20 protein-coding genes are annotated in these 24,900 nt (G+C 55.3%); 10 read left to right on the forward strand and 10 right to left on the reverse strand.

The window, feature by feature from the left end:
* Positions 1-114 precede the first annotated feature (114 nt).
* Both sulA and ompA read left to right on the forward strand, forming a co-directional pair.
* Entirely contained in the window at positions 115-621 is a 507-nt protein-coding gene (sulA, locus tag AC559G_RS09705) for an SOS-induced cell division inhibitor SulA (protein WP_498912394.1), read from the forward strand.
* A gap of 358 nt (positions 622-979) precedes the next feature.
* Positions 980-2,056, forward strand: a complete 1,077-nt coding sequence (gene ompA / locus AC559G_RS09710) for a porin OmpA (RefSeq protein ID WP_279026933.1) — start codon at positions 980-982, stop codon at positions 2,054-2,056.
* Positions 2,057-2,149: 93 nt separating this feature from the next.
* Here ompA and matP read toward each other — a convergent pair whose 3' ends face one another.
* Positions 2,150-2,608 carry a macrodomain Ter protein MatP gene (gene matP, locus AC559G_RS09715; RefSeq protein WP_095848094.1) on the reverse strand — a complete coding sequence of 153 codons (459 nt, stop codon included), beginning with the start codon at positions 2,606-2,608 and terminating at the stop codon, positions 2,150-2,152.
* Between the two features lie 209 nt (positions 2,609-2,817).
* Here matP and AC559G_RS09720 point away from each other — a divergent pair, with 209 nt between their 5' ends.
* Together AC559G_RS09720 and fabA are read left to right on the forward strand one after the other, a co-directional pair.
* Positions 2,818-4,563 (forward strand): Lon protease family protein, encoded by a 1,746-nt coding sequence (locus AC559G_RS09720; protein ID WP_498912395.1) that lies wholly within the window; start codon positions 2,818-2,820, stop codon positions 4,561-4,563.
* A gap of 68 nt (positions 4,564-4,631) precedes the next feature.
* Positions 4,632-5,150 carry a bifunctional 3-hydroxydecanoyl-ACP dehydratase/trans-2-decenoyl-ACP isomerase gene (gene fabA, locus AC559G_RS09725; RefSeq protein WP_095848092.1) on the forward strand — a complete coding sequence of 173 codons (519 nt, stop codon included), beginning with the start codon at positions 4,632-4,634 and terminating at the stop codon, positions 5,148-5,150.
* Between the two features lie 222 nt (positions 5,151-5,372).
* Here fabA and rmf read toward each other — a convergent pair whose 3' ends face one another.
* From rmf to rlmKL, 6 genes are all read right to left on the reverse strand, one after another.
* Positions 5,373-5,540, reverse strand: coding sequence for a ribosome modulation factor (gene rmf, locus AC559G_RS09730; RefSeq protein ID WP_095848091.1), 168 nt, complete (start codon positions 5,538-5,540; stop codon positions 5,373-5,375).
* A 268-nt stretch (positions 5,541-5,808) separates the two neighbouring features.
* On the reverse strand, positions 5,809-6,366 hold the full coding sequence (gene pqiC, locus AC559G_RS09735) for a membrane integrity-associated transporter subunit PqiC (RefSeq protein WP_498912396.1): 558 nt from the start codon (positions 6,364-6,366) through the stop codon (positions 5,809-5,811).
* The gene (pqiB, locus tag AC559G_RS09740) at positions 6,363-8,009 is read right to left on the reverse strand and encodes an intermembrane transport protein PqiB (protein ID WP_498912397.1); all 1,647 of its coding nucleotides are present in this window, start codon (positions 8,007-8,009) and stop codon (positions 6,363-6,365) included. Before pqiB ends, pqiC begins: the two co-directional genes overlap by 4 nt.
* Before the next feature lies 1 nt (position 8,010).
* Positions 8,011-9,309 carry a membrane integrity-associated transporter subunit PqiA gene (gene pqiA / locus AC559G_RS09745; protein WP_438599148.1) on the reverse strand — a complete coding sequence of 433 codons (1,299 nt, stop codon included), beginning with the start codon at positions 9,307-9,309 and terminating at the stop codon, positions 8,011-8,013.
* A 70-nt stretch (positions 9,310-9,379) separates the two neighbouring features.
* Complete coding sequence (locus AC559G_RS09750; RefSeq protein WP_498912398.1) at positions 9,380-11,284, reverse strand: ABC transporter ATP-binding protein; 1,905 nt, start codon at positions 11,282-11,284, stop codon at positions 9,380-9,382.
* Complete coding sequence (rlmKL, locus tag AC559G_RS09755) at positions 11,275-13,407, reverse strand: bifunctional 23S rRNA (guanine(2069)-N(7))-methyltransferase RlmK/23S rRNA (guanine(2445)-N(2))-methyltransferase RlmL (protein ID WP_498912399.1); 2,133 nt, start codon at positions 13,405-13,407, stop codon at positions 11,275-11,277. The genes AC559G_RS09750 and rlmKL overlap by 10 nt, the downstream gene beginning before the upstream one ends.
* A 102-nt stretch (positions 13,408-13,509) precedes the next feature.
* Between rlmKL and AC559G_RS09760 the strand changes: the two genes are divergently transcribed.
* Complete coding sequence (locus AC559G_RS09760) at positions 13,510-14,613, forward strand: YcbX family protein (protein ID WP_498912400.1); 1,104 nt, start codon at positions 13,510-13,512, stop codon at positions 14,611-14,613.
* Here AC559G_RS09760 and AC559G_RS09765 read toward each other — a convergent pair.
* Positions 14,610-15,161 carry a cell division protein ZapC gene (locus AC559G_RS09765; protein WP_498912401.1) on the reverse strand — a complete coding sequence of 184 codons (552 nt, stop codon included), beginning with the start codon at positions 15,159-15,161 and terminating at the stop codon, positions 14,610-14,612. The two genes, AC559G_RS09760 and AC559G_RS09765, sit on opposite strands and share 4 nt — an antisense overlap.
* Before the next feature lie 174 nt (positions 15,162-15,335).
* On the reverse strand, positions 15,336-16,346 hold the full coding sequence (pyrD, locus tag AC559G_RS09770; protein ID WP_498912402.1) for a dihydroorotate dehydrogenase: 1,011 nt from the start codon (positions 16,344-16,346) through the stop codon (positions 15,336-15,338).
* A 282-nt stretch (positions 16,347-16,628) separates the two neighbouring features.
* On the opposite strand from pyrD, the gene ssuE reads away from it, so the two are divergent.
* From ssuE to ssuB, 3 genes are read left to right on the forward strand one after another with little or no spacing between them, the layout of a single operon-like run.
* Complete coding sequence (gene ssuE / locus AC559G_RS09775) at positions 16,629-17,207, forward strand: NAD(P)H-dependent FMN reductase (protein WP_498912403.1); 579 nt, start codon at positions 16,629-16,631, stop codon at positions 17,205-17,207.
* A 49-nt stretch (positions 17,208-17,256) separates the two neighbouring features.
* Complete coding sequence (ssuC, locus tag AC559G_RS09780) at positions 17,257-18,051, forward strand: ABC transporter permease (RefSeq protein ID WP_498912404.1); 795 nt, start codon at positions 17,257-17,259, stop codon at positions 18,049-18,051.
* Positions 18,048-18,815: an aliphatic sulfonates ABC transporter ATP-binding protein gene (ssuB, locus tag AC559G_RS09785; RefSeq protein WP_498912405.1), complete on the forward strand. Its 768-nt coding sequence runs from the start codon at positions 18,048-18,050 to the stop codon at positions 18,813-18,815. The genes ssuC and ssuB overlap by 4 nt, the downstream gene beginning before the upstream one ends.
* A 60-nt stretch (positions 18,816-18,875) precedes the next feature.
* Here the strand turns inward: ssuB and pepN are convergent, their stop codons facing one another.
* Positions 18,876-21,491, reverse strand: coding sequence for a M1 family metallopeptidase (pepN, locus tag AC559G_RS09790; RefSeq protein ID WP_498912406.1), 2,616 nt, complete (start codon positions 21,489-21,491; stop codon positions 18,876-18,878).
* Between the two features lie 466 nt (positions 21,492-21,957).
* Here pepN and pncB point away from each other — a divergent pair, with 466 nt between their 5' ends.
* A complete protein-coding gene (gene pncB / locus AC559G_RS09795; protein WP_498912407.1) occupies positions 21,958-23,163 on the forward strand; it encodes a nicotinate phosphoribosyltransferase in 1,206 nt (401 codons plus the stop codon).
* Between the two features lie 301 nt (positions 23,164-23,464).
* Positions 23,465-24,865 (forward strand): asparagine--tRNA ligase, encoded by a 1,401-nt coding sequence (gene asnS, locus AC559G_RS09800; protein ID WP_438599189.1) that lies wholly within the window; start codon positions 23,465-23,467, stop codon positions 24,863-24,865.
* Positions 24,866-24,900 lie beyond the last annotated feature (35 nt).

A 24,900-nucleotide genomic window follows, 5' to 3' on the forward strand; every position in this document is an offset into this window, starting at 1 on the left:
CATACGCAAAAAACGATCGCAGATATGCGGCGCGTCACGAAAAATTGAGTTGATTTTCACCACCGATGGATATACTGTATATCCATACAGCAATACTACGGGCGGGATACTTTTATGCGTACTCAATCATTTCACCAACCCCATTTCGGCTACACGGCTTATGCGGAGGATTCCGCGGTCAACAGCACCAGCGGCGGTAAAGAAAATGGTCTTATCAGTGAACTGGTCTACAGCGAACAGCAACCCGCCGTGGTGCAGCTCCTTTTGCCACTATTGCAACAGCTTGGCCTGCAGTCGCGCTGGCTGCTGTGGCTCACGCCACAGCAAAAACTCAGCAAACGTTGGCTGCAGCAATCCGGCCTGCCAGTTGGGAAAGTGGTGCAGCTTAGCCAAATCACACCAACCGCGACGGTTGAAGCAATGGAAAAAGCATTATTGACGGGGAACTACAGCGTAGTGCTGGGCTGGTTGCCGGAATTGAACGAGCAGGATCGGTTGAGATTGTCACGGGCGGCGGTTTCAGGAAACGCTTACGGGTTCATTATGCGCCCTCAGCGTGAGGTTAATACGCCTCAAGGACAGTGTTCCACGCTAAAAATTCACTCTTCTTTGTATCATTAAGTAAATTTAGGAGTTTTCCCATCATTTTTATCCTCCGGAGGAAGCAACCCCGGAGGAGAGCCAACAAAGCGTGATCGGCTGCGGTTCCACATACCTCACAGTGTAAAAAATAACCAACTTTTTCGCTGCTAATTGTCAGCAAATATGTACAATTCGCTGTTTTTTTTTAGAGCTTTATCACATCACACTTGTAACTTTCGCGCCACGTTGTAGACTTTACATCGCCGAGGTTGCTCTATAACGCCAGAAAAACTGGCAGAGTAACAAACGAGGGCATAAACCTTGGCGAAGGAATTTAACCAAGGGCTTAAAATAGCTTTAAAGCTCATTGCCTATTTGGATGATAACGAGGCGCAAAATGAAAAAGACAGCTATCGCATTAGCAGTGGCACTGGCTGGTTTCGCTACCGTAGCGCAAGCCGCCCCAAAAGATGATACTTGGTACACTGGTGCTAAACTGGGCTGGTCCCAGTATCATGATACCGGTTTCTACGGTAATGGTTATGATAACCGTATCGGTAATGGCCCTACCCATGAAAACCAATTGGGTGCAGGCGCATTCCTGGGTTACCAAGCGAACCAATACCTGGGCTTCGAGCTGGGCTATGACTGGCTTGGCCGTATGCCTTACAAAGGCAGCGTGAACAACGGTGCGTTCAAAGCACAGGGCGTTCAACTGGCAGCTAAACTGAGCTACCCAATCACGGATGAACTGGACGTTTATACCCGTCTGGGTGGTATGGTTTGGCGTGCAGACTCCAAAGCCAACTACGCCAATGGTACTCGTCTGAGCAACCACGATACCGGTGTTTCTCCATTGGCAGCAGTGGGTGTTGAATACGCTCTGACCAAAAACTGGGCAACCCGCCTGGACTACCAATGGGTTAACAACATTGGTGACGCTGGTACCGTTGGCGCTCGTCCAGACAACAGCATGCTGAGCCTGGGCGTTGCATACCGCTTTGGCCAGGACGAAGCAGTAGCACCAGCTCCTGCTCCAGCACCAGCTCCAGTTGTTGAAACCAAACACTTCACGCTGAAATCTGACGTGCTGTTCAACTTCAACAAATCAACGCTGAAACCAGAAGGTCAACAGGCACTGGATCAACTGTACACCCAACTGAGCTCTCTGGATCCTAAAGACGGTTCCGTAGTTGTTCTGGGTTACACCGACGCCGTTGGTTCTGAACAGTACAACCAGAAACTGTCAACTCAACGTGCTCAAAGCGTTGTTGATTACCTGGTATCCAAAGGTATCCCTGCAGACAAAATCTCTGCACGCGGTATGGGCGAATCTGACCCAGTTACCGGCAACACCTGTGGCTACAAATCTGGCCGCGCTACCGCAGCACAGATCGCATGTCTGGCTCCAGATCGTCGCGTAGAGATCGAAGTTAAAGGCATCAAAGACGTTGTAACCCAGCCTCAGGCTTAAGTTACCGCTGATTAGTAAAAAACCCCGCGCTGCGGGGTTTTTTTTGGCTCAAACAATAATACGGTTTGACATGCTAGCAGCGTTAAGCATGCATCACTCTTCGTCTTTACCGAGGATCGCTTTCAAATCACGCTTTAATAATGACATCTGGCTAGCGTATTTTTCTTTGCGCTCCGCATCTTCAATCAGTTGCACCACCGTTTCAGACAGCGTGGCATTACGCCGGCGCGCCAACGCGGCCAGCCGCTGCCACACTAAAAATTCCAGGTCGATAGATTTTTTACGCGTGTGCTGGTGCTCCGCATTGAAATGGCGTTTACGGCGGGCACGGATAGTCTGCTTCATCCGGTTGTTCAGCGCTGGGTTCATATGCTCTGCAATCCAGGCCAGCACGTTCACCGGTTCATTTTCTAGCTTGAGCAATTGGTCGACCGCTTCTTGCGCGGCACTGCTTTCAATATGGCGGGTAATTTGCTCCCCTTCCCGGTGCTTCTTCACCAGGTATTTCCATTTCCAACCACTCTCAAGATTTTCCAGTTGCTGATATTTCATCGTGAGCTCTTCAGTGACCACGTAACTTTAATAAGCATAACAGCTTTACAACAAATTTCCCTGGCAATTAGACGCCGTTTTAGCTGTTTTTTTGCACAGTTGTCCAACAATGTCAAACTCACCACGGGCAACGGCGACTCTGCGTGTATCAAGCTGGCGTTATTCTTGTATAATCGCTCTTTCCCTTTTTAACGATTGCATCTAACACTTTGACCAATAACCGACTTGAATGGCAATCTCTGTTGCCTGCCGTAACGCCTTACCAGGCGATATTTGATACCGCCTCTCAGTTGGCACCCTTGCCTTTTGCTGCCGTTCAGCCCAGGCTGGAAAATGCGTTGGCGCTGTTTTGCCACCCACAGTCACAGCCGCGCTTCATGCTGCTGAAAGCCCAGGAAACGCACGAATATCTGGCGCTAATCGCCCGCGCCGTAGCGCCGCTGTATACGCCAGGCACCATGACAGGCAGCCGTTATCTGATCCAGGATGATGCCGTTGTGATTGAGCCGGCCACCGGCAGTGATGAACCTTTTGCCGCCGGGGGTGCTTGCCTGTACCAGGAGTGGGTGGAGCCGGAGCAGCTGTTTGGCTGCGTGCGTATCCATCAAGGCAAAATTCATCTGCAGCCCGGCTTGGTACATAAGGCTAACGGCGGTGTGCTGATTTTATCCGCCCGCACCATTTTGGCACAGCCGCTGTTGTGGCTGCGGTTGAAGCAAATGATCACCCAACGTCAGTTCCACTGGGTTTCGCCGGATGAGACTCGCCCATTGCCGTTGGCAATACCGCCGATGCCTTTGGCTCTGCGCATGATTGTGGTGGGCGATCGCCACAGCCTGGCCGATTTCCAGGATATCGAGCCGGAACTGTGTGAGCAGGCCGTTTACGGCGAATATGAAGACGATCTGCAACTCACCGATAACGACGACGTGGCGCTATGGTGCCGCTACGTCAATACGCTGATTGCCGAATACCAACTGCCAACGTTGGCCGCCGATGCCTGGCCAACATTGATGACGCAGGCGGTGCGCTTCAGCGGCGATCAGGGCAACCTGCCCCTCTCCCCGCTGTGGGTTAACCAACAGATCTCTGAAGCCGCGTTATACTGCGAAAACCCGTTGATTGATGCCAATGCCCTGGAAGCGGCGCTCAACGCGCGCGCATGGCGCGAAAGCTATCTGGCCGAACGCATGCAGGATGATATCGAACTGGGGCAGATCCTGATTGAAACCGAAGGGGAAGTTATCGGCCAGATCAACGGCCTGTCGGTATTGGATTTCCCAGGGCACCCGCGCAGCTTTGGCGAGCCTTCGCGTATCAGTTGCGTCGTGCACCTTGGCGACGGCGAATTCACCGATGTTGAACGTAAAGCGGAACTCGGCGGCAATTTGCATGCCAAAGGCATGATGATCATGCAGGCATTTCTGATTTCCGAGCTGGAACTGGATCAACAGTTACCATTTTCGGCTTCCATCGTGTTTGAACAATCCTACGGTGAAGTTGATGGGGACAGTGCTTCGCTCGCTGAACTGTGCGCGTTGATTAGCGCGCTGTCACAGCAGCCGATCAATCAGCAAATTGCAGTAACCGGCTCCGTTGACCAATTTGGCAACGTGCAGCCGATCGGCGGCGTCAATGAAAAAATCGAAGGTTTCTTCGACGTGTGCCAACGCCGCGGCCTGACCGGCAACCAGGGGGTGATCCTGCCCGCCGCCAACGTGCGCCATCTGTGCCTGCGTCAGGATGTGGTCGATGCCGTGCGCGAGGGGCAATTCCATCTGTGGACAGTGGACTGTGTAGCGGAAGCCCTGCCGTTGCTGACCGGCTATCCGTATGCCGATGAACAACGGCCCAGTTTGCTGCCCGCGATTCAGGAGCGCATCGCGCAAGTGAACCCGCAAGAACGCCGGCGCCCATGGCCATTTCGTTGGCTCAACTGGTTTAACCACGGCTGATCGGACTTGTTCAGCGTACACGTGTTAGCTAACCTGCTCCATTCATTAAATTAAGGCTTACAGAAAACATGGTAGATAAACGCGACTCCTATACAAAAGAAGACCTCGAAGCATCCGGCCGTGGCGAACTGTTCGGCGCCGGTGGCCCACCGTTGCCGGCAGGTAACATGTTGATGATGGACCGCGTGGTCAAAATGAGCGAAGACGGCGGCTCCCACGGCAAAGGCTATGTGGAAGCCGAACTGGATATTCATCCCGATCTGTGGTTTTTCGCCTGCCACTTTATCGGCGATCCGGTCATGCCCGGCTGCCTGGGCCTGGATGCCATGTGGCAGTTGGTCGGCTTTTACCTCGGCTGGTTAGGCGGCGAAGGCAAAGGCCGTGCGCTGGGGGTAGGTGAAGTGAAATTCACCGGCCAAGTGTTGCCAACCGCGAAGAAAGTCACCTATCGCATTAACTTCAAGCGTGTGATTACGCGCAAGTTGATCATGGGCGTCGCCGATGGTGAAGTGCTTGTTGACGGCAAAGTGATCTATACCGCCAACGATCTGAAAGTGGGTCTGTTCAAAGACACCGAGGCATTCTAAGCCGTGGTGCGCCTGTGACGGTGGCCAGCACTGGCCCCGTCCGTTTTTTCTCTCCCCTGCTCCCCAACGCCGCCGGCCGTTCTGCCGCACTGTCTGTGGATAGCCTCTTTGCCATACCGGCGTCGTAAACGCGCCCGTCATAACGCCAATGGCCCCGGGCCCTAAAAACGAAAGCCTCCGCGCAAAGGCGGAGGCCGTTCCCTACTCATGACAGGGGGCCGCTTAAGCGGTCACCGCCCTGTCCTCCATGGCCTGTCGCCAACCTCCCAGCCAATTTGCCCGGGCGTCTAAAGACTGATAGGGACAATGTTCCCTGGAACGCCCTGAAAGACCTGCCTGATAGCCGCGTGATTGAGCCCGTTCTAAACGATCTCGCTTTTGTCTCTTCATGCCTCGTTTCCCTCATTTTGGTCTGCTGGAAAGAAAACAGTGGCTGCTTTTTACACAACCACAACTAATCAATAGCGCTAAACGGAGGGAAGATCAACGCGCAAATTTCACGCCAATGTCACAATTGTGAGCTACATAGAGAAAAACAGTAACCCGCTGAAAAAGAAAGGATATGTTAATACATTGATCTATAATGAAAACCCCCGCCATCCTGAAAGATGACTGTTCAGAATGACAGGGGGTTAGGTTATTTTTGTACAACTTATGACTAAAACTGGCGGGCCTGCGTGGCTATCGCCTGCGCCTCCTGTTGCCACCCTGCCGCCAGAGTACGCACCAGCGAATCATAGCCGTCGGCATCCTGTTTCAACGTCAGGTTAAATGGCTTTTTCACCAGGCGGCCATTTTGGTTCAATACCCATTCGCCGCGGATCACCGCCGTGCCATCATGGCGCCCGTGGAAGCCCGTTACCGACACGTTCAACACGTCTTGCCCACTGCTCATCGGCTGCGAAGAAACCACCCATCCCGGCAGCGCGCTGCTCAGGTTGGCGACCAGCGCCTGCTGGAGCTGTTGATCCAGCGGGCTGGCCCACAGGTTGTTCTGGGCAATCACATACTGCACATCGTTGGTTTGGTAGACAATCCCATTCTGCGCCAGGTAATCCGCCACGCCAACGTGCTCCAGCCAGAGCTGGCGCGTCGCTGAAGTGGCCTCCACCTGGGCCGGCGAACCTAACGCCGGCAGTTGATAGTAGGTTTTCTGTGAAGAACTGCTGCAGGCGCTGAGCAACAGCGCCAACGCTACCGGAATCCATTTCATCATTTTTTGGCCTTCTTCGGCTGTGGATCGTCGCTGCCCGCGGCTTCGAACACCAGGGCATTACTCTTTTCATTCAGGGTACGCAGCACCGGCTGTAGCTCGCGCAGAACCTGATCAAGACGCTGCATATCAGCCACCATTTTATTGTAAGCCGGTGAGCCAGGCTGGAAGCCCTTCATGCTGCGGTTCAGTTCCTGCAACGTTTTCTGCATATCCTGCGGCAGATCTTGCATCGACTTGCTGGAGATAATGTCATTGAGCGACTTCATGGTGTTCTGCGTTTCACGCATCACGCGCTGGCTTTCCACCAACGTATTGGTCGCTTGTTCGATCATCGGGTTCAGCGGCATCGCATTAATCTTATCCAGTACGCTGGTCAACTTGTGCTGGATCTGCGTCAGGCCGCCGCTTACCGTCGGCATCAATGGGTAGCCGAACAGTTCACGCGGGCCTTTCCACTCTTTCGCATTCGGATCGAAGTCCAGATCGATATACAGTGACCCCGTCAACAGGTTAGCCGATTTCAGTGAAGCACGCAGGCCACGGAGTTCCGCGTCTTTCAGATGCTGTTGGAAATCGAATGTCTTGCCAAGCTGTTTCTTGAAGCGATCCGGTTCAATGCGAATCAACACAGGAATACGATAGTCACTGTCCAGACGCTGTTCCAAACCTTCTTTATAGAACGGCACCTGCGCCACCGTCCCCAGCCGAATGCCGCGGAACTCCACCGGCGCTCCCGGTTGCAGACCACGCACGGAATCGGAGAAGAACATCAGATAGTCAACGTGTTCCGTGTACAGCGAGTCCTGAATACTGCGCTGGTTGTCATACAGCTGGTATTCCGCCTTCTCTTTGGCGAGATCGCCACGGTCCCAACCCTCTGGCACATCAAAGCTGACGCCGCCGCTGAATAAGGTCGCCAGCGAGCCCATTTCAACCCGCATCCCTTGCGCCGACATATCAAAGGCCACGCCGCTGTCTTTCCAGAAGCGCACGTTGGTGGTCACCAGCCGATCATAAGGCGAGGAGATAAACAGCTGATAACGCATGGCGCGCAGCGTAGGATCAAAGTAGCTGGTTTCCACCGAACCCACGCGGTAGCCGCGGAACAGCACCGGATCGCCGGCATTAAGCTGCCCGGATTGCTCGCTGCTCAGCAGGATCCGCAGCCCTTTGGCATCCGGCGAAGCCAACGGCGGCGCGTCCAGCAATTGATACTCGCTCTTATCGTCATCGCCCTTGCTGCCGGGCTGTAGCTCGATATAAGCGCCGGAAAGCAGCGTTCCCAGGCCGGATACGCCACCGCGGCCAATTTGCGGTTTCACCACCCAGAAAGCGCTATCCTGGCGCAACAGCTTTTCCATACCGGCATTGAGGCGCGCCTGCACCAAAACCTTGCTCAGATCTTTACTTAGCGTGACGCTTTCCACCATGCCGACATCCACACTGCGGCTCTTGATGGTGGTTTTGCCCGCTTCCAACCCTTCCGCGTTGGTGGTGTACAAGGTTACTACCGGCCCCTGATGGCTGAAGTGGTAAAACAGGATCCAGGCACCAATCAATGCGGTAACGATGGGAATAATCCACACCGGCGACCAGCGCTTGATCTTCTCAACGTCCGCGACGCTATGGTTAGTTTCCGTCACCTTACGGCTCCTTCTTTATTGTTTCACTTACGCGATCCCAGGTAAGACGAGGATCAAACGTCATGGCTGCAAACATCGTAAGGATCACGACCATGGCAAACAGCAGCGCCCCGGTAGCAGGATAAATACTCATCAATTGCCCCATACGCACCAATGCCGACAATACGGCGATAACAAACACATCGATCATTGACCAACGGCCAACAAATTCGACGACCTCATAAATCAAGTGCATACGTTCGTTATCTGCCTTGACCTTATGCTTATTTTTCACATCCCAGCAGAGCCAGCCGATAGCCAGCATCTTCAACGAAGGCACCATGATGCTGGCGATAAAAATCACCAGCGCCACCGGGTAAGATCCTTCCCCCCACAGCAGCACAACACCGGCCATAATGGTCGACGTCATTTTATTGCCCAGCGCTTCCGTCACCATAATCGGCAATAGATTGGCTGGGATATATAGCATCAGCGAGGTGATCAGCAGCGCCATCGTCCACTGCACGCTATGGCGGCGGCGCACATAGCCCGTGGTGTGACAACGCGGGCATTGTTGCTGTTCGGCAGGTAGGATCGCCCCGCAGCACGCACAATTGCGCAGCCCCTGGCGCAACCCGGTGCGCCCAGGCACCATCGGCAAGGCAACGTGTGGCGCCGGCTGGATATCATTCCATAGCCAACGCCGGTCGACGCACTGGAAAGCCCGCACCTGCAGCAGACAAAACAGGCAATAAGGAATAAAACTGGGGCCAATGCCGATATCGCCGTAGGCCATCAGCTTCACGAAACTCACCAGCACCCCGGCAAGAAAGATTTCAACCATGCACCAGGTTTTAAAGCGGAACAGCTGGCGGGCCATCCATTTTTTCAGCCCTGGCGCCATGCGCACTTTGCCGCACAGCAAAATAATGCTCAGCATGCAAAATGCAGGGATCAGTTGGACGAACACCATAAACAACGTGGCCAGGCTGGCGTAATCTTCCGCCACCATAACCTGTGGGATCTGCGTCAGTTGGATTTCATTACCCAGGCCGGCGACGCGCATATTGACGAACGGGAAAACATTGGCCAGCACCAGCATAAACAGCGAACTGATCGCGTAGCCAATCGGCCGTTTGCGTGGTTCATCCCAGCGGGATGAAAGCACAGTATGGCAACGCGGGCAAACCGCTTTCGAGCCATAGGCCAACGGCGGCAACCGCACCAGCATATCGCACTGCGGGCATAACATCATGTCACCCTGGCGATCGCCCGCATTTGCAGAGTTATGCTGCTCGTGATGGCTGTGTGAACACACCATATATCTCCTTTATGCAACATCGTTACCGGTGAAACGCCGCCCACTGCAGCACGTGGGCGGTATCGGCTGATTAACCGTTTTTCATGGCTTCCAATTCTTCCCAGCGGGTAAACGCCTCTTCCAAGCGTTGTTCCGCCGCGGCCAGATCGGACAGCACTTGCTGCGTCTCACTGTGCGGCCGTGAGAAGAAATCAGCATCGCTGACCTGCGCCTGCATGGCTTCAATTTCAACTTCCAACTGCTCCAGCCGCTGCGGCAGTTGTTCCAGTTCGCGCAGCAAGTTGTAACTTAGCTTCGCTATGGTCTTTTTCGGTTGTTCGGCTTTTTTCTCTGCGACCGGTTTGGCCTGGCTGACGGCGGCCTGGCGGATAGGCTGCGCCGTCGCCCGCTGGTGATGGGCGTCATAATACCCCCCGACAAAGGCATTGATCACGCCATTGCCCTCGAAGATCCAGCATTCGGTGACCGAGTTGTCCACAAACTGACGATCGTGGCTCACCAGCAGCACGGTGCCCTGATAGCTGTCGATCAACTCTTCCAGCAGTTCGAGTGTTTCAACATCCAGATCGTTGGTCGGTTCGTCAAGGATCAGCAGGTTGCTTGGCTTCAAAAACAGCTTGGCCAACAGCAGACGGTTACGCTCACCGCCGGACAGCGCCTTCACCGGCGTCATGGCACGCTTCGGATGGAACAGGAAGTCCTGCAGATAGCCGAGCACATGGCGGGAACGGCCATTGACCATCACCTCCTGCTTGCCTTCCGCCAGGTTGTCCATCACCGTGCGTTCCGGATCCAGCTCAGCGCGGTGTTGGTCAAAATAGGCCACCTCCAGTTTGGTACCACAGTGCACCCGGCCGCTGTCGGCCTTCAGTTGGCCGAGCATCAGCTTCAGCAGTGTCGTTTTGCCGCAGCCGTTCGGGCCCACCAGCGCAATTTTATCGCCGCGCAGCACCTGCGCGGAAAAATCACGCACCAGCACTTTATTACCAACCTGATAATTGACGTTTTCCAACTCAAACACGATCTTGCCGGAACGCACCGCCTCTTCCACCTGCATCTTGGCTGCGCCCATCACTTCACGCCGCGCAGAGCGTTCCATACGCAACGCCTTCAGCGCCCGCACACGCCCTTCGTTACGGGTGCGCCGCGCCTTGATGCCCTGGCGGATCCATACTTCTTCCTGCGCCAGCTTGCGATCAAATTCCGCATTCTGCAATTCTTCAACCCGCAGCGCTTCTTCTTTACCCAGCAGGTACTGATCGTAATTGCCCGGCCAGGAAACCAGTTTGCCGCGGTCAAGATCCACAATGCGCGTTGCCATATTGCGGATGAATGAACGGTCGTGGGAAATAAAGACGATGCTGCCCTGGAATTCTTTCAGGAACCCTTCCAGCCAGTCGATCGTTTCAATATCCAGGTGGTTGGTTGGCTCATCCAGCAACAGCACGCGCGGCGCGCTGACCAGCGCCCGGCCAAGCGCCGCTTTGCGCAGCCAGCCGCCGGACAGGGATGAAAGCTGGGCGTTGCCGTCCAGGCCAAGCTGCGCCAGCACTTCGCTGATGCGGCTATCAAGTTGCCACAGGCCCTGATGATCCAGCACTTCCATAATCTGCGCCATGCGCGCCAGGTTTTTCTCGCTCGGATCCTGCTCCACCCGCTTGGAAATGTCATGATAGGCTTTCAGGTGCTCAGCCTGTTCCGCCACGCCTTCGGCCACAAAATCAAACACGGTGCCGCCGATATTGCGCGGCGGATCCTGTTGCAGCCGGGCGACGATCAGATCCTGCTCATACACGATGCGCCCATCATCAAGCGGGATTTCCTTGCCGAGGATCTTCAGCAAGGTGGATTTCCCGGCGCCATTGCGCCCAACCAGACAAACGCGTTCGTTGTCTTCGATATGAATTTCGGTGTTATCTAAAAGCGGCGCATCGCTGAAAGACAGCCAGGCGCCGGACATGCTGATTAACGACATAACTCTTCTTTTCCTTCGCCGGCATGGGTCACCAGCCAACAGTTATGGATCTGACGGTTACGGGCAAAATCCTGCGACAGCGTCTGAGCGGTGATCTCTTTCGCCGCCAGACCTAATGCGCCAAGACCGGCCAGATCCATTTGGAAGCCGCGCTTGTTGTTGGAGAACATAATTGTCCCGTTACGGCGCAGCAAACGTTTCAAATCTTTCATCAGCGCCAGATGATCGCGCTGAACGTCAAAGGTGTTTTCCATCCGCTTGGAATTGGAGAAGGTAGGCGGATCAATGAAAATCACGTCGAACTGTTCGTTGGCATTATGCAGCCAGGACAGGCAATCGGCCTGTATTAATCGGTGCTGTCTGCCCACCAGGCCGTTCGCACGCAGGTTCTTTTCGGCCCATTCCAGATAGGTGCGCGACATATCCACGGTGGTGGTGGAACGCGCGCCGCCCAGCCCGGCGTGCACGCTGGCGGTGCCGGTGTATGCGAACAGGTTAAGGAAATCCTTGCCGGCGCTCATTTCCCCAAGCATGCGGCGCGCAATACGGTGGTCGAGAAACAGCCCGGTGTCCAGATAATCCGTCAGGTTCACCCATAGCTTGGCGCGGTATTCCTCCACCAGCATAAATTCCCCTTTCTGCGCCAGCTTCTCATACTGGTTTTTGCCTTTCTGGCGCTCACGGGTTTTCATCACCAATTGGTTGGACGACAGTTCCAGCACCGCCATGGTGGCGTTGATCACGTCGAACAAGCGCTGGCGAGCCTTCTGCGCATCCACCGTTTTCGGCGGCGCATACTCCTGCACCACGACCTTGCTGCCATAGCGATCCACCGCGACGTTATACTCCGGCAGATCCGCATCGTACAAACGATAACATTCAATGCCCTGCTGCCTGGCCCATTTATCCAGTCTCTTCAGGTTTTTGCGCAGGCGGTTGGCGAAATCCTCCGCAACCTGCACGCCGCCACCCGCCGCCGCTTCCGCTAACCGGTAATTTTTCTGCACGCAGTCCAGCGGGCCGTTTTTCGCCTTGAACTGGCGCTCGGCACGCAGTTGCAGGCAGCTCAACAGCTCCGGCGATGCGCTGAACAACGAGAGTTGCCAACCGCCAAAGGCGCTTTTCATCACCCGCCCCAGCATATTATGCAAGGCAATCAACGCCGGCTCGCTTTCCAGGCGCTCGCCGTAAGGCGGGTTGCTCAGCACGGTGCCCACCGGGCCGTCCGGCAGCGAGTTAGTCAATTTACTGACATCATTGACATTAAAGGTTATCAGTTCGCCAACCCCGGAGCGGCGTGCGTTAGCACGCGCGATGTCAATCACCCGGCGATCGATATCTGAGCCGAAAAAGCGAGAGGTTGTTTCCTGCAGGCCACGGCGTGCGCGCACCTGGGCTTCGGCAAGCAGTTCGCGCCATAGTTCGGCATTATGCCCGCGCCAGGCGGTAAAGCCCCAATGCTGGCGTTGCAGGCCCGGCGCGCGATCGCTGGCGATCATCGCCGCTTCGATCAGCAAGGTGCCGGAACCGCACATCGGATCGAGCATCGGCATGCCCGCCTGCCAGCCGGAGCGTTGCACGATGGCCGCAGCCAAGTTTTCCTTCAGCGGCGCCAGGCCAGTGAGATCGCGGTAGCCGCGCTGGTGCAGGCCTTCTCCGCTCAGATCGAGTGCGACGCTTGCCGTATCACGCTGCAGGAACACATTAATGCGGATGTCCGGCTGTTGCTTGGCAACGCTTGGGCGCTGGTCAAGCTTGCGGGTGAAACTGTCGACGATCGCATCCTTTACTTTCAATGCGCCGTACTGGCTATTGCGGATCTCTTCATTCACACCGCTAAAATGCACGGCAAAGGTGTCATCGACGCTAAAGATGCTCGGCCAGTCAATGGCCTGTACGCCAAGATAAAGGTCCAGATCGCTGTGCACGCGGAATTCGTTGAGCGGCAGCAGAATACGTGAGGCCAGGCGGCTCCACAGCAGGCTTTGGTACAGAAGACGATCGTCACCCTGAAAATGTACCCCACCCTGCACCACTTTGCAGGCATGGGCGCCAAGCGCTTCCAGTTCGCTTTTTAACAGTTCTTCCAGGCCACGGGCTGTGCTGGCAAACAGAGAGTTCATATCGTACTTATCACCAAAAAGAAAATTGTTGCGCATTATAGCTAATCCAGACCGCTTGTCATAAAGTTGCCTCTTTCTATTTAATAATCACACGGAGATAAGGTGATTACACTTTCGCGTCTTTATGTCCATCCGGTCAAATCGCTACGCGGTTTGCAGCTCTCCCATGCGCAGGTTGCGCCCCAGGGGCTGGCATTTGATCGTGCGTTTATGGTCACCGAGCCGGACGGCACTTTTATCACCGCACGCCAATACCCGCAAATGGTGCTGTTCACGCCGGCGCTGCTGGCCGATGGCCTGCATTTAAGCGCGCCGGACGGCGAAAGCATGACTATCCGCTTCTGTGATTTTAGCCGGCAAGCGCACCCCACCGAAGTATGGGGCAACCATTTCACGGCGCTGATCGCATCGCCGGCTATCAATCAGTGGCTTAGCGGTTATTTCCGCCGCAGCGTACAGCTACGCTGGCTGGGGCCGGAACTCACCCGCCGGGTAAAAAAACACCCCGAAGTTCCGCTCTCCTTTGCCGACGGTTACCCCTTTTTGCTGGCTAACGAAGCCTCATTGCATGATGTGCAGCAGCGCTGCCCCAGCAGCGTTAAAATGGAACAGTTCAGACCGAACCTGGTGATAAGCGGTGCCACGGCCTGGGCCGAAGACGGTTGGCAAACCATTCGCATCGGCAATGTTATTTTCGACCTGGTGAAACCGTGCAGCCGCTGCGTACTGACCACCGTCAGCACTGAACGCGGGCGCAAGCACCCCAGCGGCGAGCCGCTGAGCACGCTGCAGCAATTCCGTACCGCTGAGAACGGCGATGTGGATTTTGGCCAGAACATGATCGCACGCAACAGCGGCATTATTCGCGTGGGGGATACGGTCGATGTCTTGGCCCTGAAGCCGCCACGCCCCTATGGCAGCGGGAAGGTCATCGAGAACGTGCAGGCGCCGCAGCAGCGCGAACGGCCGGTCACGATTGAATACGCAGGGAAGATCTTTCAGGGCAATAACCAGCAAATCCTGCTGGAACAGCTGGAACAACAAGGTATCCGCATCCCCTATTCCTGCCGCGCGGGCGTTTGCGGCAGCTGCCATATGGCGTTGCTCAGCGGCAAAGTCGCGCCGTTGAAGAAAAGCGCCGTGGCGGCGGATGGCACCATACTGGCATGCAGTTGCATACCGGAAAGCGATCTGAAGCTGGCTTAGGCCGTATTGCGCAGCGAGGCGCGGGGAGCGGCGTTGGCCAGCTCGTAAGGTTTGAGGCGATCGTGCATTACCTTGATGGCGTCGCCCAAAATCATGGTGCGGCCCGCCAGCGACAGTTGCCCCTGCGCCAGCAGGCACAGGCTGGCGTTATCGCCGGCTTCCACCACCAACAGGCGGGCTTCTTCATTACTGGCCATCACCTTCACCGCCGCCAGTTCGCCGTTTTTCGGCTGCAGCGGAAAATGTTGCTGCGAGAAATGCCAGCTTTTAGGCATCAACGGCTTGAGAAAACGGAAAGCCACCAACGCGTTCAATACCAATTCGGCACGTTGCTCGTTGCTCAGGTTAATTTGCTTGCATTGCTCGTCATAGGTGAAATAAAGCGCGGCGTCGTCAACGCAAAAAGCACATTCAGCAAACGCATCTGGGGTTAGCATTTTCGCCGGAAAACGCGAACGGAAGATCATACCATTAGCTAAATCGAGCATTAGCCGATCGTGTTCAGCGTCAAAATACCAACGCCAATTATCGTCAGGTTTTATCTTCATTAGTTATCCTTTTCGCCTCGAGCCAACGCCGTATTTACCCCAAGCGACGATGCTAACATCGCCAATGCCGCTTAAACATCGGATAATTCCGCGAACAATATTTATGCCAACGAACAAAATATAAACGAGCCGGGAGCAGAAATAAACCCCCAGCGCGATATGAAAGGAAAAATATTAGATATGGGTAACGATATCTTTAATCAAACCAGGGCCGCGGAAAATAAACCCGGAATAAATTTGTATCAGTGAAGCACCCGCAGCCATTTTTTCACGCGCAGCCATCAGCGAATCAATACCGCCAACGCCGATGATAGGCAAACGCCCCCGAAGCTCTTGTGATAAACGGCGTATCACTTCAGTGCTGCTTGACTGTAATGGACGGCCGCTCAAACCCCCGGTTTGTTCGCAGTGATTAAGGCCCTGCACCAATTTACGATCTAGCGTAGTGTTGGTTGCAATCACGCCGTCGATATTATGGCGCACCAGGCTATCAGCTATTTGGATCAATTCTTCTTCAGAAAGATCCGGCGCGATCTTTACCGCCACCGGGACATATTTATGATGCCGTGCATTAAGCTCCGCCTGCTTATTTTTGATCGCCGCTAAAAGATCGTCCAGCGCTTCACCGTACTGCAAGGATCTTAAACCGGGGGTGTTAGGGGAAGATATATTGATCGCAATATAGCCGGCGTAAGGATAGATCTTATCCATGCAGATCAGATAATCATCTTTGCCTTGCTCAACCGGGGTGTCTTTATTCTTGCCAATATTAATCCCAAGAATGCCGCCGAAGTGGGACTTTTTAACGTTCTCAACCAGGTTATCCACCCCATGATTATTAAAGCCCATTCGGTTTATCAGGCCTTCCGCTTCGACAATGCGGAACAGGCGGGGCTTTTCATTACCCGGCTGAGGGCGCGGCGTGACCGTCCCCACTTCAATAAAACCGAAACCCATCGCGCCCAGGGCATCGATACAGTCACCGTCTTTATCCAGACCGGCGGCCAGCCCTAACGGATTTTTAAACGAGAGCCCCATACAGTTTACCGGCTTTGTCGGCACGGACTGGCGAACCAGAAACTCAAGCGGGGTGCCGGTAATACGGCGCAATTGCTGGAAGGTTAATTCATGCGCGCGCTCTGGATCGAACTGGAATAGCGCTTTCCTGACGAGGGGGTAGTACATGTACTCTCCTGATTTCCCGGTTGCAGACCGGGGGCGTATTATCCGGGATCCCAGCGCCAATTGGAATTGATTCAGGGCAAAAAATCGCATGTTCATGGCGCCGTTTCCCGGCTTTTCCCTGCCGGGAGATTAACAATCACATCACGAAATCAACCTAATCCCAACCAACTCATAACAAAATTAAAAAAAGAGATTTAAACAACGCCCTACTTTGCTGGTAGTTTTAAACCACTTCATGAACATTTTCTGATTAAACCTAACTTTTAGTTATAAGGAGTCGTCATGCGGGTTATATCACTGGCGGGTAGCCCTCGTCTCCCCTCTCGTTCAGCAGCGCTGCTTACCCTGGGGCAAAAATGGCTGCAACAGCGTGGGGTGGAAGTGATCGCCTATACCTTGCACGATTTTGACGCTGAAGATCTGCTGTACGCCAACTTTAATAGCACGCAAATCAAGGCATTCACCGCACAGCTGGCGCAAGCGGATGGTTTACTGATCGCCACGCCCGTTTATAAAGCGTCGTTTTCCGGTGCGCTGAAAACCCTATTGGATCTGCTGCCGGAACGCGCGCTGGATCATAAAGTGGTGTTGCCGCTGGCAACCGGGGGTTCCATTGGGCATATGCTGGCCGTGGACTACGCCCTGAAACCCGTGCTGGCGGCACTCAAAGCGCAGGAAGTGCTGCACGGCGTGTTCGCCGACGACAGCCAGGTAGTGCAAAACGGCGACGATATCCAACTGCAGGAAGGCGTAGCGGCGCGCCTGGAAGAGGCGCTGGAAAGCCTGTATCTGGCATTGGGCCGCCGCCATCCCGTCACGGTCAAGGCCGCGTCGCCATTACTGACCGGCCAATCGGCGTAACGCGCCACGGGGAACACCATCATGAGCCTTAACGCTGAGGAGCCCAAACATGGCGAGTAATACTACGCGTACGCTGCACCGGCTGGCCCCCTGGGCCTTGCCGGTAACGCTGATCGTGCTTTGGCAAATCGCCGTCGAAGCCGGCTGGCTGTCGAACCGTATCCTGCCGGCGCCCAGCGCGGTGATCACCGCCTTTTGGGCATTGGCGAAAAGCGGCGAACTGTGGCAACACCTGTCAATCAGCACCTGGCGCGCCCTGATCGGTTTTAGCATCGGCGGCAGCCTGGGATTGACCCTGGGCTTTATTACCGGGCTATCACGCTGGGGAGAGCGCCTGCTCGACAGTTCTATCCAAATGATCCGCAACGTGCCGCATTTAGCGTTGATCCCACTGGTAATCCTGTGGTTCGGCATCGACGAATCCGCCAAGATTTTCCTGGTGGCCCTTGGCACCCTGTTCCCGATTTATCTCAACACCTATCACGGGATCAAAAATATCGATCGCGGGCTGCTGGAAATGGCCCGCAGCTATGGGTTAAGCGGATTCCAGTTATTCACTCAGGTCGTGCTGCCTGGCGCCCTGCCCTCGATTATGGTCGGTGTGCGCTTTGCCCTCGGCTTTATGTGGCTGACGCTGATCGTGGCCGAAACCATTTCCGCCAACTCCGGCATCGGCTATCTGGCGATGAACGCCAGGGAATTCCTGCAAACCGATATCGTGGTAGTGGCAATCGTCCTGTATGCCCTGCTCGGCAAACTGGCCGATGTCAGCGCTCAACTGCTGGAGCGCATTTGGCTTCGCTGGCATCCGGCTTACCAACTGAAACAAGGTGAAGCGTTATGAGTACGCCAACTCGCATCCCACAAGGCACGCCAGTCACCCTGGAATCGATCGCCAAACGGTACGGTAACCGCACCGTGCTCAACAATATTCAACTGCGCATTACCGCCGGCCAGTTTGTCGCCGTCGTTGGCCGCAGCGGCTGCGGTAAAAGTACGCTGCTGCGTCTGATGGCCGGGCTGGAAACCACCAGCGGCGGTGCGCTGTTAAGCGGCAACGCCCCACTCAGCAGCGTGAAAAACGATACCCGCCTGATGTTCCAGGATGCGCGCCTGCTGCCGTGGAAAAAGGTTATCGACAACGTTGGCCTTGGCCTGCGCGGCAATTGGCGCGAGGCCGCTCTGCAAGCGTTGGAAGCCGTGGGCCTGGCCGACCGCGCCAACGAGTGGCCCAGCGCGCTCTCCGGCGGCCAGAAACAGCGCGTCGCGCTGGCCAGAGCGTTGATCCACCGCCCCCGCCTGTTATTGCTGGATGAGCCTTTGGGGGCGCTGGATGCCCTGACGCGTATCGAGATGCAGGGGCTGATTGAAAGCCTGTGGCAACAGCACGGCTTTACCGTCTTGCTGGTGACGCACGACGTCAGTGAAGCGATTGCCCTGGCCGATCGGGTGATTTTAATTGAGGAAGGCAACATCGGGTTGGATCTGACAATCGATCTGCCGCGCCCACGCCGCAAAGGCTCCGCCAAACTGGCCGAGCTGGAGGCCACTGTGCTCGATCGCGTACTGACACCCACCGTAGCGCCGGCTCAACGCCTGGCCAATTAAAAAAAGGGCGGTACACGAATGTGCCGCCCTTTCCTTCATCACCCTAAAGGCGCCCTGCGCTTAGGCTTCCAGCGCCTTGGTGATTTTCTCGTACAGATCGCCTGACAGGTTTTCCAACCCTTTCAGTTGTTCAAGCGCGCTGCGCATCAGCGCCTGGCGCGAAGCATCGTAACGTTTGAGACGGATCAGAGGTTCAATCAGCCGTGCAGCCACCTGCGGATTGCGCGTGTTCAAATCACGCAAGATTTCCGCCAGGAACTGGTAGCCGCTGCCATCCGCCGCATGGAACGCCGCGGGGTTGCCCGAGGCGAAAGCGCCAATCAACGCGCGCAGACGGTTCGGGTTGCTCAGGCTGAATGAGCGGTGTTGCAGCAGGCTACGCACCTTGGCCAATACGTTAGCCTCTGGGCTGGTGGCTTGCAGCACAAACCATTTATCCATTACCAGGCCATCCTGATGCCAGCGCTCGTCAAATGCCGCCATCAGCGCATCACGGCACGGCAGTTGCGCACTGACCGCCGCCGACAGCGCGGCCAGCGAATCAGTCATATTATCGGCCTGCCGGAATTGTTGCTCCACCAGCTTATCGGCCAGCGCCACTTCGCCAAATGCCAGATAGTTCAGACAAACGTTGCGCAAGGCGCGTTTGGCGATATCCCCGTGCTCAACGCGATAGCCCGCCGTTTTGTTAGCATGATAGACAGCCAGCCATTCATCCGCCATTTCATCCGCCAGGCAGCGGGTCATGGCGGTACGCACCGCGGCGATCGCTTGCGGATCAATGGTGGTGAACAGTTCGGCGATCTCGCTCTCCGTCGGCAACGTCAGGATCTGCGCCGCCAACGCCGGATCGAGCTTCTCATCCAGCAATACGGCGCGGAATGCATCCACCACGTGCAACGGCAACGACAGCGGCTGTTGCTGCTGATATTTGGCGACGTTAAGCTTGATATAGGTCGCCAGCAGGCTTTGTGCGGCATCCCAGCGGGCGAAGTCGTTGCGCGCGTGCTGCATCAGGAAAGTCAGTTGCCGATCGCTGTACGGGTAGTCCAGCTTCACCGGCGCAGAAAACTCACGCAGCAGCGACACCACCGGTTTTTGCTCGACGCCGTCAAAAATAAAGGTCTGCTCCGCCTGGGTGACATTCAGCACGTTGTTGACCGGCTGACCGTCTTTCTGCAGCGCAATCACCTGGCCTTCACTACCGTACAGTTCAATATCCAGCGGAATATGGAGCGGCAGCTTTTCCGGCTGTTCCGCCGTTGGCGGCGTTTGCTGGCTGACATGCAGGCGATACTGTTGCTTCTCGGCGTCGTATTCATCGCGCACCGTCAGCACTGGCGTGCCGGCCTGGTTGTACCAACGGCGGAACAGCGACAGATCGACATTGGATGCGTCTTCCATCGCCTGCACAAAATCATCGCAGGTGGCGGCGCTGCCGTCATGGCGTTCAAAATAGAGCTGCATCCCTTTCTGGAAGTTCTCTTCGCCCAATAGGGTATGCATCATACGGATCACTTCCGCGCCCTTCTCATAAACCGTCAGGGTATAGAAGTTGTTCATTTCGATCACTTTATCCGGCCGGATGGCGTGCGCCATCGGGCTGGCGTCTTCGGCAAACTGCGCGCCGCGCATCACTCGCACGTTATTAATGCGGTTGACCGCCCGCGAGCCGAGATCGGAACTGAATTCTTGATCGCGAAAGACCGTTAGCCCCTCTTTCAGGCTAAGCTGGAACCAGTCGCGGCAGGTAACGCGGTTACCGGTCCAGTTGTGGAAGTATTCATGGCCGATGACCGCTTCAATATTCAGGTAATCCTTATCCGTGGCGGTTTCCGCCTTGGCCAGCACATATTTGGAGTTAAATACATTTAACCCCTTGTTTTCCATGGCGCCCATATTGAAGAAATCCACCGCGACGATCATATAGATGTCGAGATCGTATTCCAGGCCAAAGCGCGTTTCGTCCCACTTCATCGCATTTTTCAGCGAGGTCATCGCCCAGCCGGCGCGATCCAGATTGCCGCGATCGACAAACAGCTCCAGCGCCACTTCACGCCCGGAGCGGGTGATGAAAGTATCCCGCAGGACGTCAAAGTCCCCCGCCACCAGCGCAAACAGGTAGCAAGGCTTCGGGAACGGATCCTGCCACTGAACCCAGTGGCGGCCACCGTCCAGTTCGCCCTGCGCCACACGGTTGCCGTTGGAGAGCAGGAAAGGGTATTTTGCCTTGTCAGCCACGATGCGCGTGCTAAAGCGGGCCAGCACGTCCGGCCGATCGAGATAATACGTGATATGGCGGAAACCTTCGGCCTCACACTGGGTGCATAGCGCATCGCCCGACAGGTAAAGCCCTTCCAACGCGCTGTTTTGTGCCGGGTGAATATCCGTGACGATAGTCAGTGTGAACTGCGCCGGCAGTTGCTCAACCACCAGCGTATTCTCCTGCTGGTGATAATGGCTCCAGTCCTGCCCGTCTACCTGCAGGCTCACCAGCGCCAGATCCTCGCCATCCAGAATCAACGGGGCGCCGGCAGCGCCCTGGCGCTTAACCTGGCTGACGGCCGTCACCCGTGTGGTGGCGGCATCCAGCTCAAAATTCAAATCGAGATCGGTAATGGTATAGTCAGGTGCGCGATAGTCGTGGCGATACTTAGCCCGAGGCTGCTGAGTCATAAAAAACCTTCTTATTCCGGAATTACAGGAGTCCCGGCACCATCAACCGCGCGGGCGTTTCGGCTGACCAGAACGCAGTGCAGCAGTAATGTGCCTGATTGTAAACAAACTGTATCACAGCCACAGAAAAAACCCAGAGCCGGAGTAGGCTAACCGATCGGCCGCCTTTCAAAGAGACGCCCTCTACCTTCCCACGTAAATATTTTTCGTTAGATGTAGTGTTTAAAATAATTAACACTATAATTTCTATTACTAAATAAGCTAAGTTCGCCACCTAACTGGTTTACTTGGCTTTTATGCCAACCCCCTTGGCACCAGCGAGAAAACGGCACGTTTAATCCTCGACCCGCTCCGGCGATTTGTGGTGTCATGGGGCTTCAATCACAGGATAATCCGGGTATACTCCTGCAAAATTTTATATTGCGCCGGATTTGGACACGCGCCTGACGAGGATGCTGTAACGCATATGACTCAATACGCTTCCCCAATTTTGACATCGTTGCTTGATACCGATGCCTACAAGCTTCATATGCAGCAAGCGGTGTTCCACCGCTACCCTGCGGTTACCGTGGCGGCCGAGTTCCGTTGCCGCGGCGATGAATTGCTGGGCGAGTATGCCGGTGAAATCCGCGAGCAGATTGCGCTGATGAGTGAACTGGCGCTGACTGAAGCCGAAAGTCGCTATCTTTCGACGCTGCCCTTTTTCCGCCAGGATTACCTTAGCTGGCTACGTAATTTCCGCTACGATCCGCAGCAGGTGCAGGTGACCAATCAACATGGCCGCCTGCATATCCGCATCGCCGGGCCGTGGCGCGAGGTCATCCTGTGGGAAGTGCCGCTACTGGCATTAATCAGCGAAGTGGTGCATCGCCACCGTTCGCCGCAGGTAGCCATTGAGATGGCAACCGATCGTCTGCGCACCAAACTGGTGCATTTCCAGCAGATGACGGCCGATCTGGATATTTCGCGCTTTAAACTGATGGACTTCGGCACCCGCCGCCGTTTTTCCCACGGTGTGCAAAAAGCCATCGTCAGTACGCTGAAAGCGGAGTTTCCCTATTTTATCGGCACCAGCAACTACGATCTGGCGCACCAACTGCAGCTTACGCCCGTCGGCACGCAGGCGCATGAATGGTTCCAGGCTCATCAGCAAATCAGCCCGGTGCTGGCCAACAGCCAGCGTGCGGCGTTGCAAGCGTGGGTGGATGAATATCCCGATCAACTGGGGATTGCGCTCACCGATTGCATCACGATGGATGCGTTCCTGCGCGACTTTGGCCCGCAGTTCGCCCAGCGCTATCAGGGCTTGCGCCATGACTCAGGGGATCCTTTCGACTGGGGCGAAAAAGCCATCGCCCATTATCAAAAACTGGATATTGATCCGCTGAACAAAACTCTGGTGTTCTCCGACAACCTGGATCTGGACAAGGCGCTGGCGCTCTACCGCCACTTTGATCGGCGCGTCAACCTGGTGTTTGGTATCGGCACCCACCTGACCTGCGATATCCCCGGCGTGAAACCACTGAATATCGTCATTAAGCTGGTGGAATGCAAAGGCAAACCGGTGGCCAAACTGTCGGACAGCCCGGGGAAAACCATCTGCCAGGACAAAGCCTTCGTCAAAGCGTTGCGTAAAGCCTTTGATTTGCCGTTGGTGAAGAAAGCCAGTTAATCCGCTCAGCCGGCGGCACCCGCACGCCGGCGTTGCCTTTCCGTTCCCCTGATAGCCTTCCCCGGCGGGGGCAGCGTAATAGCAGGCAAACCAATGCCTATGCAACCTGAAGTCGGCAAAGTTGGCCTTTTCACTTCCTTTATATAGCTGCGCTCATCTGCCCTGCGCGGGCATGCGAAATGTTGCACCGATTTGGCGATTTCTACTTGTGCTCTGCACCGCGGCAAGTAACATAGTGAGGCTCCCATACTATTGGGTTGTTAGCTATTCCTGAACCAAAAACCTATAAAGAGAGAAATCTATGAGCGTAGTGCCTGTAGTCGACGTACTGCAAGGCCGTGTCCCGGTTGACAGTGAAGTCACGGTGCGCGGTTGGGTACGTACCCGGAGAGATTCTAAAGCTGGTATCTCCTTCCTCGCCGTTTATGACGGCTCCTGCTTTAATCCGTTACAGGCCGTTGTGAATAATTCTCTGCCCAATTACCAGGATGAAGTGCTGCATCTGACCACCGGCTGCTCTGTGGAAGTCAGCGGTAAAGTCGTGGCCTCGCCCGGTGGCGGCCAAAGCTTTGAGCTGCAGGCAACCGTGGTAAAAGTCGTCGGTATGGTTGACGATCCGGATACCTACCCAATGGCGGCCAAACGCCACAGCATCGAATACCTGCGCGAAGTCGCCCACTTGCGCCCACGTACCAACCTGATCGGCGCAGTGGCCCGTGTGCGCCATACGCTGGCCCAGGCTATTCACCGTTTCTTCCATGAAAATGGTTACTTTTGGGTTTCCACTCCGTTGATCACCGCCTCTGATACCGAAGGCGCCGGCGAAATGTTCCGCGTTTCGACGCTGGATCTGCAAAACCTGCCGCGTGACGATAAAGGCGCCGTCGACTTTAGCGAGGATTTCTTCGGCAAAGAAGCGTTCCTGACCGTATCCGGCCAGTTGAACGGTGAAACCTATGCCTGCGCCCTGTCTAAAATTTACACTTTCGGCCCAACTTTCCGTGCCGAGAACTCCAACACCAGCCGCCACCTGGCGGAGTTTTGGATGATCGAGCCTGAAGTCGCCTTTGCCACGTTGGAAGACATCGCCGGGCTGGCGGAAAATCTGCTGAAATATGTCTTCCAGGCCGTGCTGGATGAACGCGCCGATGATATGCAGTTCTTTGCCGAGCGCGTGGATAAAGATGCCGTTGAGCGTTTGTCGCGCTTTGTTTCTTCTGATTTCGCCCAGGTGGACTACACCGAAGCGGTTGAGATTTTGTTGGCTTCCGGCCAAAAATTCGAGAACCCGGTATCCTGGGGCATCGATCTCTCTTCTGAACATGAACGCTATCTGGCGGAGCAACACTTTAAAGCGCCGGTGGTAGTGAAAAACTACCCGAAAGACATCAAAGCGTTTTATATGCGCATGAACGAAGACGGCAAAACCGTAGCGGCAATGGACGTTTTGGCTCCTGGCATCGGCGAAATCATTGGCGGTTCTCAGCGTGAAGAACGCCTGGCGGTGTTAGATAGCCGCATGGAAGAGATGGGCCTGAACAAAGAAGACTATTGGTGGTACCGCGATTTGCGCCGTTACGGCACGGTTCCTCATTCAGGCTTTGGTTTGGGCTTTGAACGCCTGGTTGCTTATGTTACCGGTGTGCAAAACGTGCGAGACGTGATTCCTTTCCCACGAACGCCGCGAAACGCAACGTTCTGATTGCTAAAACCAAACAGACGACATACCTTTTAGTT

This window comes from Gibbsiella greigii (genome assembly GCF_039540155.1).
GTDB classification, from domain to species: Bacteria; Pseudomonadota; Gammaproteobacteria; order Enterobacterales; family Enterobacteriaceae; genus Gibbsiella; species Gibbsiella quercinecans.

What these genes read in the sequence shown, in the direction of transcription:
- AC559G_RS09765 (WP_498912401.1), bottom strand. Translation starts at nt 15,161, where the DNA reads ATGAAGATAAAACCTGACGATAATTGGCGTTGGTATTTTGACGCTGAA.
- pyrD (WP_498912402.1), bottom strand. Translation starts at nt 16,346, where the DNA reads ATGTACTACCCCCTCGTCAGGAAAGCGCTATTCCAGTTCGATCCAGAG.
- pqiA (WP_438599148.1), bottom strand. Translation starts at nt 9,309, where the DNA reads ATGGTGTGTTCACACAGCCATCACGAGCAGCATAACTCTGCAAATGCG.
- sulA (WP_498912394.1), top strand. Translation starts at nt 115, where the DNA reads ATGCGTACTCAATCATTTCACCAACCCCATTTCGGCTACACGGCTTAT.
- pepN (WP_498912406.1), bottom strand. Translation starts at nt 21,491, where the DNA reads ATGACTCAGCAGCCTCGGGCTAAGTATCGCCACGACTATCGCGCACCT.
- asnS (WP_438599189.1), top strand. Translation starts at nt 23,465, where the DNA reads ATGAGCGTAGTGCCTGTAGTCGACGTACTGCAAGGCCGTGTCCCGGTT.
- ssuC (WP_498912404.1), top strand. Translation starts at nt 17,257, where the DNA reads ATGGCGAGTAATACTACGCGTACGCTGCACCGGCTGGCCCCCTGGGCC.
- ssuB (WP_498912405.1), top strand. Translation starts at nt 18,048, where the DNA reads ATGAGTACGCCAACTCGCATCCCACAAGGCACGCCAGTCACCCTGGAA.
- rmf (WP_095848091.1), bottom strand. Translation starts at nt 5,540, where the DNA reads ATGAAGAGACAAAAGCGAGATCGTTTAGAACGGGCTCAATCACGCGGC.
- matP (WP_095848094.1), bottom strand. Translation starts at nt 2,608, where the DNA reads ATGAAATATCAGCAACTGGAAAATCTTGAGAGTGGTTGGAAATGGAAA.
- ompA (WP_279026933.1), top strand. Translation starts at nt 980, where the DNA reads ATGAAAAAGACAGCTATCGCATTAGCAGTGGCACTGGCTGGTTTCGCT.
- AC559G_RS09750 (WP_498912398.1), bottom strand. Translation starts at nt 11,284, where the DNA reads ATGTCGTTAATCAGCATGTCCGGCGCCTGGCTGTCTTTCAGCGATGCG.
- pncB (WP_498912407.1), top strand. Translation starts at nt 21,958, where the DNA reads ATGACTCAATACGCTTCCCCAATTTTGACATCGTTGCTTGATACCGAT.
- fabA (WP_095848092.1), top strand. Translation starts at nt 4,632, where the DNA reads ATGGTAGATAAACGCGACTCCTATACAAAAGAAGACCTCGAAGCATCC.
- rlmKL (WP_498912399.1), bottom strand. Translation starts at nt 13,407, where the DNA reads ATGAACTCTCTGTTTGCCAGCACAGCCCGTGGCCTGGAAGAACTGTTA.
- ssuE (WP_498912403.1), top strand. Translation starts at nt 16,629, where the DNA reads ATGCGGGTTATATCACTGGCGGGTAGCCCTCGTCTCCCCTCTCGTTCA.
- pqiC (WP_498912396.1), bottom strand. Translation starts at nt 6,366, where the DNA reads ATGATGAAATGGATTCCGGTAGCGTTGGCGCTGTTGCTCAGCGCCTGC.